The following is a 13,505-nucleotide window of genomic DNA, read 5'->3' on the forward strand; positions in this document are numbered from 1 at the left end:
CTTGCGCCTTCCCTTATTTTTTTGTGACGCACAGTTCGTTCCAGTAGCTGAAACGGATGCGCCGTTGCAGGCGGTGATGCCACATAGAAAAACTCCTTCTACCCTACACGGTTTAAATAAATAGCACCGCGCCGGACACAAGGCGAATGCCTTATTGTGCATAGCTTGCCCATCGGGCGGGATTAACTGATTTTACCGGCCCGGTGCGCGGCGGGCGCCCATCGCCAGCCGAAGTTCATGCCCGCCGCCGCGCCGAGAATGGCCAGCGTGCCCAGCAACTGCAGCAGGCTGAGACGGTGCCCGAACACTGCCCAGTCCACCACGATCGCCACCGCCGGGTAGATGAACGACAGCGCGCCGACCAGAGCGGTGGGGATTTTCTGGATCGCACCATAGAGCAACGTGGACATCACCCCGGTATGCACCAGGCCGAGGGTCGCCAGCAGCAGCCAGTCGAACGGTTCTGCGGGAAGGCGGGCCAGACCGGCGAACGGCGCCATCGCCAGCGCGCCGACGGTCAGCTGAATCAACACGAGCAGCTGCGGCGGCAGCGCGGCCAGCTGTTTGACGATCGCCGCCGCCAGGGCGTACATCAGGGCCGCACCGAGCGCCAGCGCCACGCCGAGCAGATAGTCGCCCTCGCCGCCACCGCTCTGCCGGCCGGTGACGATCAACACCATCCCCGCGAACGCTAGCAGAAGCCAGCCCAGCCGGTTAGCCGTCAGTTTTTCGCCGAACAGCAGCGCCCCCAGCGCCACCAACATAAACGGCTGAACGTGGTAGGTCACGGTGGCGACAGCGATCGAAGCATGCTGATAGGCAGCAAACAATAACGTCCAGTTGAGCACCAGCGCGAGGCCCCCTAGGACGGCGAACGCCAGCTGCAGCCAGTTGAGCGCGTCTGATTTCAGTTGCCCAAGCGCGGCGCAGGTCGCCAGCATCGCCAGCGCGCCGAACGCGCAGCGCCAAAACACCACCGTGGCGGGCGGCTGCCCTAAAACGAGTACCGGCCAACCGACGGTGCCGGAGATTGTCATGGCGAGGATCATTTGCACTGCGCCGCGCGTTTTCGTTTTCATTTCATTTTCCTCGTTGCCTGGCCGTGCTTGTGATGAAGCCGCTTAGTCATTAAAATGAACAATCGGACATTATGATGAACATGGTTGACGGTGTTCGTCAAGTCGAACAATTGAACGGTATAATGAACAATGAGCGATAACCTGATGCAGAACATCACGCCGATCGGCCTCTTGTCGGCGGCAATCCGCCGCGAGCGGGAGCGATTGAATCTGTCAGTGACCGAGTTGGCGAAGCGCGCAGGCATCGCCAAATCCACGCTGTCGCAGCTCGAGGCCGGCAGCGGCAATCCCAGCCTGGAAACGCTGTGGGCGTTGGCGATGGCGCTGGATGTGCCGGTCAGCCGGCTGATTTCACAGCCGAGCAGGCCGGTGCAAGTGATCCGCGCCCATGAAGGAACGCCGGCGCTGTCGGAGCAGGGCAACTACGCCGCCACGCTGCTGGCCACCTGCCCGCCGGGCGCGCAGCGCGACATTTACCGGCTGCGGGTGCAACCCGGTGAAACGAAATGCTCGCGGCCGCATCCGCCGGGCACCGTCGAGCACGTGATCATCAGCAGTGGACGGGCGCGCCTTGGCCCGGCGGATCAGCCGCAGGTGCTGAGCGCCGGGGATTACATCAGTTACTCCGCCGATCGCGAGCATATTTTCGAAGCGCTGGAGCCGGAGACCACCGCCGTCATGTTGATCGAGCAGGGCTAGCGCGGCGTTGATGGTTCGTTTATTGAAAATGATTCTCAATTATATTAGTGTGCCCGCCTGTTTTGACGCCGGGACGGGCGTATGGCCCGGTGTCGCTGCTTTACGCCCTTCAAGGACCGAAGATGAAAATCGCTATTCCTTCCATACTGTTACTCGCCGGTTTGACGGCGACGCACCCGGCCACCGTGTTGGCCGCTGCACCGCCCGCCGCGGCGGATCAGGGCCAGAACGACACGGCCAACAACGATTTCAGCTTCGTGCGCTATCGTGCGGATTATCGCGTTAACGCCAACGCCACCAACGTGAAGACGGAAAGCTACGAAGTGCTGCTGAAAACCAAGGCGGCGGTCGAAAAATTCAGCCAGATCCGCCTGAGCTACAGCGAGAAAATGGAAACGCTGGAGGTGGTCGCCGCCTATACGCTGACCGCCGACGGCCAGCGCCACGATGTGGCGCCCGATCGCATCTACACCCAGGAGAGCTACTCCAGCGCCACGGCGCCGCTGTATGCCGACCGCAAAGTGCGCGTCATCGTGTTCTCCAACCTGGCGCCGGGCTCGCGCGTGGTGTACGAACTGCGCCGCACGCAGAACACCCCGTATTTCCCTGACTATTTCGGCCTGTGGGAGACCTTCAGCGTTTTCGATCAGTTCGACGACGCCGAAGTGACCCTGCTGGCGCCGGCCAAGCTGCCGATGCATATCTTCACGCGCGGCGTCGAGGGCGGGGACCAACCGCAGATCCGCAACGGCCAAGCGCACTGGCGCTGGCATTATTCGCGCAGCGCGCCGATGAAGGCGCAAAACTGGGCGGCGGACAGCTGGACCTTCAGCCCGACCATCATGGCCAGCACCTACCGCGAGTGGCCGCAGTTGGCCAAGGCCTACCAGCTGAAGGCCGGCGCGGCGGCGAAGGTGACGCCGGGCATTCAGGCGCTGGCGGACAACATCACCGCCGGCATCAGCGATCGGCGCGAGCAGGCGGAGGCGCTCTATCGCTGGGTGGCGCAAAACATTCGCTACGTGGCGGTGTACCTGGGCAACGGCGGGCTGGAGCCGAATTCGGCGCAGAGCATTCTCGATAATCACTATGGCGACTGTAAGGATCACGTGGTGATCCTGGAGGCGCTGCTCGCCGCCAAGGGCATTGAAAGCTCGCCGGTGCTGATCGGCATGGATGAAGGCCCGATACTGCCTAACGTGCCGCTGCTCGGCCGCTTTAATCACGCCATCACCTACGTGCCGGAGTTCAATTTGTACCTGGACTCCACCAATCCCTGGGCGCGGTTCGGCCAACTGCCGGAGGGCGATCTGGGGGCGCCGGTGCTGCTCACGCGCGACGCCAAACTGGCGCGCACGCCGGGCAGCGACGAGCAGCCGGTCAACAGCGCGCTGAGCGTCGATTTTGTGTTCGACAAGGCGGGCAATCTGCATGGGCAAACCGAGCGCCGGCTGAGCGAAGTGGAAGAGATTGACCTGCGGGGCTACTTCTCGCAGATCAACCGCCAGAACCGGGCGCAGGCCGAAGCGACGATCATGTCCGCCTCCGGCATCGACGGCAGCGGCGAGGTGGCGATGAACAGCGATCCGCTGGATCTCAAAAAGCAGTTCGGTTACCGCTTCCGCTTCAAGGCGGACGACTACGTCGATTTCGGCGTGGTGGGCGGCATGACGTTGCCCAACCCGCCCGGCGGCAAATCGTTCCGCACGCTGTATACCACCACGGCGGCGCCGGGCAACGAAACCCCGTTCTACTGCAGCGCGCAGCGCTACGACGAAACCTACCGTCTGCAGCTGCCGGCCAACGTGCCGATTATCGCCATTCCGCAAGACAGGCAGTTCCGCAATGCGGCGGGCGACTATCGCGTGGCGTGGCGGCGCGACGGGCAGCAGGTGACCGTCAATCACCGCCTGCAGGTGAACGCCATTCGCGGCAAGGAAGCGCTGTGCCAGGCGCAGGATTACCCGGCGTTCCGCGAGCTGTTCCAGCAGGTGCGGCGCGGTTTCCGCGGCCAGGTGGTGTACGGCGAATTGGCCAACGGCAAATAAGCCGCTGCCCCGTAGTCGGATAAAAATGGCCCCCACTCAGATGCCAGTGGGGGCCGTAGCGTTCCCACTAAGCGATCTTAACCGCGCGCACCTCTTTGGATCTCAACTTCACGCGGATTGGCACCGATTTGTACGAAGGCGTGCCGCTCTCCTCATCGATGTAATGCAGCGGCACCAGCACGTTGGCTTCCGGGTAGTAGGCGCCGACCGAGCCGGCTGAGATGTTGTAGGCGATCACCGTGATGCCTTCCAGGCGCTGGGTGCTGCCGGGCAACGCCGTTTCCAGGTCGACCACGTCGCCATGCTCCAGCCCCAAACGTTGCAGATCGCTGTCATTCATAAACAGCACGTCGCGCCGGCCGAAAACCCCGCGATAGCGGTCATCCAGGGCATAAATGGTGGTGTTGTACTGATCGTGGCTGCGCAGGGTGATCAGCCGCAGCGTATTTTGTTCCGCCGCAATCTGGTCTTCGTGTAACCCGCTGAACACCGAAAACATCGCCTTGCCCGTCGCCGTCGGCCACTGGCGTTCGGTCGGCGGCAATGGCATGCGGAAACCGCCGGGTTGGCGAATGCGCGCGTTGTAATCGTCGAAGCCCGGAATGGTTTTTTCGATCAGATCGCGGATCACGTCGTAATCTTCGATCAGTTCATCCCAGGGCACCTTGCTGGCGGGCATCACCGCTTTGGCCATGCCGGCAACAATGGCGGGTTCCGAACGCAGCAGTTCCGACGCCGGTTTTAATTTGCCAGACGAGGCATGCACCATCGACATCGAATCCTCCACCGTCACCGATTGTCGCCCGCCGGCCTGCATGTCCAGTTCGGTGCGGCCCAGGCAGGGCAGAATGAGGGTTTCTTTCGCCACCAACAGATGGCTGCGGTTGAGTTTGGTGCCGATATGCACGCTTAACTCCAGCGCTTTCATCGCCGGGAAGCTCTGATCGGGGTCCGGCAGCGCTACGGCGAAGTTGCCGCCCAGGCAGATCAACGCCTTCGAGGCGCCGTCGATCATCGCCTGCATGCATTTCACGGCATCGTGACCGTGGGCCTTGGGCGGCGTGAAGCCAAACACCGTTTCCAACTTCGCCAAAAATTCGGCCGAGGGTTTTTCGGTGATGCCGACGGTGCGATTGCCCTGCACGTTAGAGTGGCCGCGCAGCGGGCAAATGCCGGCGCCCGGTTTGCCGATGTTGCCGCGCAGCAGCAGCAGGTCAGCGATCAGGCGCACGTTGGCAGTGCCTTTATTGTGTTGCGTAATGCCCATACCGTAGGTCACGATGGTGGCATTGGATTTCGCGTAAGCGGCGGCGACCTGTTCCAGATCCCGGCGCGCCAGGCCGCTCTCCGCCTCAATCGCATCCCAACCGGTGGCCTTCAGGTCGGCGGCGAAAGCCGTAAACCCTTCAGTGTGCTCGGCAATAAAGGCGTGATCCAGCGCATTGCCATGCTCATCATCCAACTGCAGCAACGCTTTGGCGATGCCTTTGAGCGCCGCGGCGTCACCGCCGGCTTTGACCTGATAGTAGGTTGAAGCGATCGGGGTCGAACTGTAGGTCGCCATTTCGATGACGTTTTGCGGATCGGTGAAACGTTCGAGCGCCCGCTCGCGCAGCGGGTTAAAGACAATGATCGGTACTTTTTTGCGCGCCAGCTCATGCAGCGTGCCCATCATGCGCGGGTGGTTGGTGCCCGGATTGTGCCCGATGGAGATAACCAGCTCCGCGCTGTCAAAGTCGTCCAGCGAGACGGTGCCTTTACCGATGCCGATCGATTGCGGCAGGCCAACGCTGGTCGGCTCATGGCACATGTTGGAGCAGTCGGGAAAGTTATTGCTGCCAAATTCACGCGCAAACAGCTGGAACAGGTAGGCCGCCTCATTGGACGCCCGGCCGGAGGTATAAAATTCTACCTGTTCCGGCGGCAGCGTCTGCAAGACGGCGGCGATGCGTTGGAACGCCTCGTCCCAGGCCAGCGGGCGCAGGGTGTCCGTCCCGGCGTCATAAAACAGGGGCGAGGTCAGGCGGCCATAGTCTTCCAACTGATAATCGGTTTTTTGCAGCAGTGAGGTCACGGTATTTTGCGCCAGGAATTCGGGCGTCACGCGCTTGCTGGTCGCTTCCCAGGTCACCGCTTTGGCGCCGTTTTCGCAAAACTGAAAGGTGGAGCGATGCTCTTTATCCGGCCATGCGCATCCCGGGCAGTCAAACCCGTCGGGCTGGTTGGTGCGCATCAGTGTCACCGGCGCTTCTAAGGTATCCATCTGCGTGCGCACGGCGATGGCCGTCGCTTTCAGCGCGCCCCAACCGCCGGCGGGCCCATCGTAGGGATGGACACCGGGTACTGCTCGTCTTTTCGCCATTATTGATTGCCTCCGACACCGCTTACGACAAATGCAGGTGATTGATTTAAAGATAATATTTTCGTTATCGTCTAAGAAGGAAGGCAGACACCGCCGTCGTCAAACGCGCGCCTGTCGCTTCAGTATAGATGAGTAAGAAAGGGTGCAGCGGCAGTCAATGCGGGGAAGTAGCGGCCCGTCTAATCGAAGGCGGGCCGCCGGGGCGTTACTTTTTCACCACCAGGCCCACGCCGCGGCCACGCGGATCGGACGCGGTTTCCGGCGTGCGGCCATCGATGCGGATGACCTGAATATCCCCCATGTTCCAGCCCTGGTCTTCGAGGGTGTAACCCATGGCCTTCAGCTCGTCCGCCGGTTTGCCGGTCAGCGGCGCAAAGCTGTCATAGTAGACGGTATCCTTCGGCAACAGCTGATGGTGCACGCGCTGGGCGGCCACCGCCTGCGCCAGCGGCAGGTGGTAATCGTAGAGGTTGTTGATCACCTGGAAGATCGAGGTGAAGATGCGTGAACCGCCCGGGGTGCCGATCACCAGGGTGACGTCGCCGTCGCGGGTGATGATGGTCGGGCTCATCGAGGAGAGCATGCGTTTGCCCGGCTCGATGGCGTTGGCGTCGCTGCCCACCACGCCAAAGGCGTTGGCGACGCCGGGTTTGGCGCTGAAGTCGTCCATCTCGTCGTTAAGCAGGAAGCCGGCGCCTTTGACCACCACGCCGCTGCCGAAGTCCCAGTTGAGCGTATAGGTGTTGCTGACCGCGTTGCCGGCCGCATCGACGATCGAGAAGTGGGTGGTTTGGTGGCTTTCCAGCCCCGGCCGCACCCGTTCGGTCGGCGAGATCGCCTGCGGATTGATCTCGGCGGCGCGTTTTTGCAGGTAATCAGGGGCGATCAGCTGCGCTTCGGGCACGTTAGTGAAATCCGGGTCGCCAAGGTAGTCGGCGCGATCGGCGAACACGCGTTTTTCGATTTCCGCCAACAGGTGGATATAGCGCGCCGAGTTGAGCGGCACGCCCTTGAAGTCGGCCGCGCGATCTTCTTTGATCCCCAGCAGCTGCGCCAACGCAATGCCGCCGGAGCTGGGCAGCGGGGCGGTATACACGGTGTTGCCGCGCCAGCTGATGCGCATCGGTTCACGCCATTTCACCCGATAGTCGGCCAAATCCGCCGCGCCGATCAGCCCGTTGTCGCGCTGCATTTGCGCCACCAGCAGGCGGGCGGTTTCGCCGTGATAAAAATCGTCGGCGCCCGATTTGGCGATGCGCTCAAGGGTGGCGGCCAGCTCCGGCTGTTTGAACACCGTGCCGGGCTTCATGGCGCCGAAATAGTCGCCGAAGTTGGTTTTACCGGCGAACAGTTTGTTGGCGTCTTCACGGTACTGATACTGCTGGTCCGCCACGGTGAAACCTTGCCGGGCGTAACTTATCGCCGGCGTCAGCAGTTCGGCCCACGGCAGCTTGCCGAAACGCTTATGGGCTTCCCACAACCCCAGCACGGTGCCCGGCACACCGGCGGCGCGGCTGCCCACCAGGCTGAGATTTTCGATCACTTCGCCTTTCTCGTTCAGATACATGGTCTTGCCGGCGGCCTTGGGCGCCACTTCGCGGTAGTCGAGGAAATAGGGTTTGCCGTCGACGTACAACGTCATAAAGCCGCCGCCGCCGATATTGCCGGCTTCAGGGTAGGTCACCGCGAGGGTAAAGGCGGTGGCGACCGCCGCGTCGACCGCGTTGCCGCCGGCCTGCAGAATGTGTGCGGCGACCTTGGCGCCATACTGATCCGGGGCGGCGACCGCGCCAGCGGTCAGATCGGCGGCAAAGGCGGCGGGAACGGTGCAGGCAAGGGCCACGCTCAGAGCTATCGTTTTCAATAAACCGGCAGACATAGAAGATCCTTTTAGCGATGTTCAGTTATCAGGTGAATTCAACTAATTATTTTGAAACAGCAGGTTAGCGCGTTTTCTTCGGGTTGTTGCGACGCTTTATTGAAGGTAGCAGCGGTCAGGCGGGGCCGCCTGACCAGAGTAGCAAATCGTGACGTGGCGCGTTATGCGCCGGCGGACAGCGCCGACTGGAGCCATTGGCAGAAGTGCCGGGCGAGCGGATTGTGTTCGCTGTCGCGGTGCAGCAGCCACGCCCAGTTGGCGCCGCGCACGCGTTGCTCGGTTAACGGTTGCAGCAGCCCGACGTCGCGCGCATGTTGCGCCAGCAGTTGGCTGACCAACGCGATGCCGAGGCCATTGCAGGCGGCGTCCAGCAGCAGACCAGGATCGGAGAAGTTCAGCCCGCTGTCGCGTTGGCCGACGTGCGCGCCGCCCGCCACCGCCCAGTGGCTCCAGTCCATCTCACGTTCGCCGTGCAAGGTCACGCGCTGCTCCGGCGTCAACGCCAGCAGGCTGGGGTGGCAGGCGGGGTAGAGCCGGTCGGTACAGAGAACCTTGAAGGTGCAGTCCGCCTGCGCACTGAGATCGTCGCGGATCGCCAGATCGATGCTGTCCGTCGCCATATCCGGCGGTTCAAAGCTGGTGAACAGCCACAGATCGATCTGCGGATGTCGCCGGTTGAAATCGCCCAGCCGCGGCGTCAGCCAGTGGCGGGCAAAGGCCGGGGTGGTGTTGACGATCAGCTGGTTGGGTTTGCGGTACTGATCCAAACGGCGAATGCCGACGGCCAGCTGTTGCAGCATCACCTGTGCGGTGCTGAACAGATCGTGGCCGGCGTCGGTCAGCGTTACGCTGCGGCCGGTGCGGAAGAACAGCGGCTGTTCCAGAAACGCTTCGAGGCTGCGGATCTGCTGGCTGATGGCCGATTGGGTCAGGTGCAATTCTTCGGCGGCCTGATGAAAACTGCCCAGGCGCGCCGCCGCTTCGAAACCGCGCAGGGCGCTCAAAGGAGGCCAGTGTTTTAACATTATCGATAAGCCTGTCTAATCAGATATCCACTAAATATATCGTTTGTCGCGGTGGCAGGGGAAGACTAGCATGGGATTCAAGCGCCGGAGCGTAAAAAAACCGGATAACCATTTGAATTTAAATTAATTTAAAGAGGCCATTTATGGCAACGCGTCGCACCTTTATCAAGCAGTTTTCGGCAGTGGCCGGCGTGGGTTTGGCGGCATCGCTGGGCATTTCGTTACACGGTCACGCGAAAGCTGCGCTTAACCCGGTCTGGCGCCTGCCCGACGAAGGGGAACCGCAGCAGCGGGCGTTTCTCGCGTTCGGCGCGCAGCGTGCGATTTGGGGTGGGTTCACGGCGGACGTGCAGGCCGCGCAGGGGCGCATCGCCCGCGCCATCGCCGAGTTTCAGCCACTGACGGTATTTTGCCGCGCGCACGAACGGCAACTGGCGGAAGCGACCTGCGGCAGCCATAACGTCAGCTATGTCGTCACCGAGTTGGATGACATCTGGATGCGCGACATCGGCGCCAATTTCGTCGTCAACGACGCCGGTGCGCTGGGCGCGGTGGATTTCAACTTCAACGGCTGGGGCAATAAACAGCGACATGCCAAGGATGCGCGTCTGGCGGCGTTCGCCGCCAAAAAATACGGCGTCGCTCAACCGCGCCGCAGCGCGCTGGTAGGCGAAGGCGGCGGCATCGAAGTGGATGGGCACGGCACCGGCATCATGACCGAGAGCTGCTGGGTGAATGCGAACCGCAACCGGGGCTGGAGCCGGGAGCGGGTTGAGCGGGAGCTGAAAGCGATGCTCGGCCTGCGCAAAATTATCTGGCTGCCGGGCATTAAAGGCCGGGATATCACCGATGCCCACGTCGATTTTTACGCCCGTTTCGTGCGGCCGGGCGTGGTGGTGGCCAACCTGGATACCGATCCGGCCTCTTATGATCATGCGGTTACCCAGGCGCATCTGGCGATCCTCAAGACAGCGACCGACGCCGATGGCCGCACGTTGCAGGTGCATACGCTTTCGCCGCCGCTGGCACCGCGCGACAGCCGATTCAGCCGCCGCAATCCCGATTTCGCGGCGGGCTACATCAACTATTTCGTGATCAACGGCGCGGTGATCGCCCCTGAATTTGGCGACCCGCAGGCGGATAAGGCGGCGTTTACGCTGCTGTCGGCGCTCTATCCGCAGCGCAAGGTGGTACAGTTGGAGATCGACGCCATCGCCGCCGGTGGCGGCGGCATTCACTGCGTGACCAGCCAACTGCCGGTGCATGGCAAGCCAGAGCAGTGAGTGTTCAAAAAATGCGCACGCGGTTGTTTGTCGCCCTAGGCTGTGGTTGGCTGAGTGGAAACATAAGGAGGCCATAATGAACGACTCCCCCTTGAGCATCCCCACCTGGTATCGCGATCCGCACGCAGAGCAGGCCATGGCGGAAGGCCATGCGCCTATCTGGCGGCATCTGCTAACTCTGGTGCCTGAACACGAACTGTCCGGCGTCAGGGTGCTGGACTTCGGCTGCAATCAGGGCGGTTTTCTGCGTCTGTTGCACCAAATCCGGCCATTTCGTGAAGGGCTCGGCGTCGATATCGCCCGCCAGTCCGTCGAACACGCCAACCGCCTGAAAGGAAACCTGCCGATCGGTTATCAAACCGACACGCGGCTGACGGGCTGGGATGACCATTTCGATATCGCCTTCAGCCATGAAGTCATCTACCTGATCGAAGATATCGCGCAGCATGCCGCCGATATGCTGCGGGCGCTGAAGCCGGGCGGCGTTTACTATGCGGTGACCGGTTGCCACACCGACAACCCGCTGTGGCCGCAATGGCGCGCAAGGGTAGCTGAACAGACGCATACCGTGGTGCAGGATCGCTCGCTGGACGACTATGCGCGCATTTTCTCCGGCGCGGGGTTCCAGGTTTCTGCCCGCAGGCTGGGTTTTTCCGGCTTCGTACCCTATGAGCCGGACGGTTGGATGCCGAATATCGCGGCGGCGATCGACTACTATTGGCACACCAAAACGGTGTTTCGGCTGGTTAAATCCCCAGAGCCAGTGAGTTAACGCGCCGGGCCGATGCCGTAGCGCAGCAGGGCGACGGCGTGGCGGGCGATATCTTCGGCGTTTAGCTGGCCTTTATCCCGTTCGCGCCGCCATTTGGGCGCGGTGGCCAGCGGCAGCAGCGTGATGCCGAACAGGGTGAAGAACAGCAGGGCAGGCTCGAGATCGGGATTAAGTTTACCCTGCGCCTGCCAGCGCGCGATGGCTTGCAGCGCGATCTGATGGCGTTCATTACCGAAGCGTTCATCCATGCGCTGTTTCAGCACGCCGCTTTCACTCATAACCTCCCGCAGCCACAGCGGGGCGAACCAGGGGTGTTCCAACGCGATGTCGATAAAACGTTGCGCCAGCAGGGTGAAGGCGGTGACGGGATCGTCCGCGTTGGCGTCGAATACTTCGCCGGCCATCTTGCGCACTGGCAGAAAGCGCTCCTCGATCAGCACGTCCAGCAGCTGATCGCGGTTATGAAAGTAGTAGTGCAGCATGGCCGGGGTGACGTTTGCCTCGCGCGCAATGGCGTTCAACGAGGTGTCTACGATCCCCTGGCGGGCAAACAGGTTCAGTGCGGTATCAAGCAAATGCTCGCGTTTGTCAGCCCCTTTGGCACCGCCGCTCGGCCGGCCGGGGCGGCGAGGCTTGGCGGGAGTTTGAACGTTTCGTGCTGTCATCGCGGTGAGATCCATTGACCGGAGAAAAGGATGACTCATATATTAATTATGTGATTAATTAATTACAAGTGAACTGACTCCGATGGAGATAGAAAACCCGACAATCCGGCCCGATCACGGCGGGGCGCCAGCCAAGGCGCCTTCGCTCCCGTTGCTGTTTTCCGCGTTGCTGCTGGTGATGCTGCTGGCGGCGCTGGATCAAACCATTGTCTCCACCGCGCTGCCGACCATCGTCGGCGAGTTTGGTGGGCTTGAGAAACTGTCCTGGGTGGTGACGGCCTATCTGCTGTCTTCCACTATCGTGGTGCCGCTGTACGGCAAATTCGGCGATCTTTTCGGCCGCAAGATTGTGCTGCAAATCGCTATTTTGCTGTTTTTGCTTGGGTCGGTACTGTGTGGGCTGGCGCAAAATATGACGCAGCTGATTATGATGCGCGCGCTGCAAGGGTTGGGCGGCGGCGGGCTGTTGGTGGTCACCCTGGCGGTGGTCGGCGACGTGATCCCGCCGGCGGAACGCGGCCGTTATCAGGGGCTGTTCGGCGGGGTATTCGGCCTGGCCACGGTGGTGGGGCCGCTGATCGGCGGCCTGTTGGTGCAGCATTTTTCCTGGCGCTGGATTTTCTACATCAATCTGCCGCTGGGCCTGTTCGCCCTGTTGGTGATTGGCGCAGTGTTTCAGTCGCAGGTTAATCGAGTGCGGCATGAAATCGACGTCCTGGGCGCCGGTTACCTGGCGATGGCGCTCACCTGCATCATCCTGTTCACCAGCCAGGGGGGCACGGTAATGGCCTGGTCGGACGGCCAGCTGTGGTGCATTCTGGCCTTTGGCCTGGTGTCGCTGGGCGGCTTTATCTATGAGGAACGGCTGGCCGCTGAACCGATCATTCCCCTCGGGCTGTTTCGCAACCGCACCTTCGTGCTGTGCGGCCTGATCGGCTTTATCGTCGGCATGTCGCTGTTCGGCTCCGTGACTTTCCTGCCGCTGTATCTGCAGGTGGTGAAAGGCTCGACGCCATCGCAGGCCGGGATGCAGCTGCTGCCGTTGATGGGCGGCATTATGGCCAGCTCGATCATCAGCGGGCGGATCATCAGCAAACGCGGTAAATATCGCCTGTTCCCGATCGTCGGTACCCTGTGCGCGCTGGGGGCCATGACGCTGCTCGGCACTCTGACCAATAACACGCCGGTGCAGCAACTGTATCTGTATCTTTGCCTGCTGGGATTGGGGCTGGGCATGGTGATGCAAGTGATGATTTTGGCGGCGCAAAACAGCGTGGAGCCCCGACATATCGGGGTCGCGACGTCCAGCGCCACGCTGTTCCGCTCTATCGGCGGTTCGATAGGCGTGGCGGTGTTCGGGGCGATTTTCACGCAGGTGTTGCACACCCGTTTGGCGGCGCTGTTGCCGGAAGGCGCGCAGCTGCCGCGCTCGCTCGGCGCAGAAGCGGTGCACCATTTGCCGACGGCGCTGCAGCAGGATTACCTGCAGGCTTTCGGCGGGGCGATCCATTCGGTGTATCAAATTGCCGCCGGGGTGATGGCGCTGGCTTTTGCGCTGACCTGGCTCTTGAAAGACGTGCCGCTGCGGCACAAATAATCGCGATACCGGCCGGCTCAGCCCGACGGACTTTTACCGAATCCTTACGCAACCCTTTCAGAAGCGCATCGCGGCATTCGATATATTGAGAATAGT

General features: G+C 61.7%; 10 protein-coding genes. 5 read left to right on the forward strand and 5 right to left on the reverse strand.

All coding sequences use genetic code 11. The features are described 5' to 3' along the window. Positions 1-182: 182 nt before the first annotated feature. Positions 183-1,079, reverse strand: a complete 897-nt coding sequence (locus tag CRO23_RS11650; protein WP_097102006.1) for a DMT family transporter — start codon at positions 1,077-1,079, stop codon at positions 183-185. Between the two features lie 129 nt (positions 1,080-1,208). Between CRO23_RS11650 and CRO23_RS11655 the strand changes: the two genes are divergently transcribed. After that, positions 1,209-1,778: a helix-turn-helix domain-containing protein gene (locus CRO23_RS11655; RefSeq protein ID WP_016927668.1), complete on the forward strand. Its 570-nt coding sequence runs from the start codon at positions 1,209-1,211 to the stop codon at positions 1,776-1,778. Between the two features lie 122 nt (positions 1,779-1,900). After that, a complete protein-coding gene (locus CRO23_RS11660) occupies positions 1,901-3,826 on the forward strand; it encodes a DUF3857 domain-containing protein (RefSeq protein ID WP_097102008.1) in 1,926 nt (641 codons plus the stop codon). 67 nt (positions 3,827-3,893) lie between these two features. Here CRO23_RS11660 and CRO23_RS11665 read toward each other — a convergent pair whose 3' ends face one another. From CRO23_RS11665 to CRO23_RS11675, 3 genes are all read right to left on the reverse strand, one after another. Continuing rightward, the gene (locus CRO23_RS11665; RefSeq protein WP_097102010.1) at positions 3,894-6,191 is read right to left on the reverse strand and encodes an FdhF/YdeP family oxidoreductase; all 2,298 of its coding nucleotides are present in this window, start codon (positions 6,189-6,191) and stop codon (positions 3,894-3,896) included. A 202-nt stretch (positions 6,192-6,393) separates the two neighbouring features. Next, positions 6,394-8,067, reverse strand: coding sequence for a gamma-glutamyltransferase (ggt, locus tag CRO23_RS11670; protein WP_079452117.1), 1,674 nt, complete (start codon positions 8,065-8,067; stop codon positions 6,394-6,396). A 161-nt stretch (positions 8,068-8,228) separates the two neighbouring features. Next, positions 8,229-9,092: a LysR substrate-binding domain-containing protein gene (locus tag CRO23_RS11675; RefSeq protein ID WP_016927672.1), complete on the reverse strand. Its 864-nt coding sequence runs from the start codon at positions 9,090-9,092 to the stop codon at positions 8,229-8,231. Between the two features lie 143 nt (positions 9,093-9,235). On the opposite strand from CRO23_RS11675, the gene CRO23_RS11680 reads away from it, so the two are divergent. Both CRO23_RS11680 and CRO23_RS11685 read left to right on the forward strand, forming a co-directional pair. Next, positions 9,236-10,375: an agmatine deiminase family protein gene (locus CRO23_RS11680; protein WP_049299284.1), complete on the forward strand. Its 1,140-nt coding sequence runs from the start codon at positions 9,236-9,238 to the stop codon at positions 10,373-10,375. Positions 10,376-10,451: 76 nt separating this feature from the next. After that, the gene (locus CRO23_RS11685) at positions 10,452-11,147 is read left to right on the forward strand and encodes a class I SAM-dependent methyltransferase (RefSeq protein WP_048797238.1); all 696 of its coding nucleotides are present in this window, start codon (positions 10,452-10,454) and stop codon (positions 11,145-11,147) included. On the opposite strand, the gene CRO23_RS11690 is transcribed toward CRO23_RS11685, so the two are convergent. Next, positions 11,144-11,812 (reverse strand): TetR/AcrR family transcriptional regulator, encoded by a 669-nt coding sequence (locus CRO23_RS11690; protein ID WP_228009708.1) that lies wholly within the window; start codon positions 11,810-11,812, stop codon positions 11,144-11,146. The two genes, CRO23_RS11685 and CRO23_RS11690, sit on opposite strands and share 4 nt — an antisense overlap. 82 nt (positions 11,813-11,894) lie before the next feature. Here CRO23_RS11690 and CRO23_RS11695 point away from each other — a divergent pair, with 82 nt between their 5' ends. Next, positions 11,895-13,409: an MDR family MFS transporter gene (locus CRO23_RS11695; protein WP_060445131.1), complete on the forward strand. Its 1,515-nt coding sequence runs from the start codon at positions 11,895-11,897 to the stop codon at positions 13,407-13,409. The last annotated feature ends 96 nt before the right edge of the window (positions 13,410-13,505 follow it).

It is taken from the genome of Serratia sp. JKS296, assembly GCF_900215445.1.
Classification (GTDB): Bacteria; Pseudomonadota; Gammaproteobacteria; order Enterobacterales; family Enterobacteriaceae; genus Serratia; species Serratia marcescens.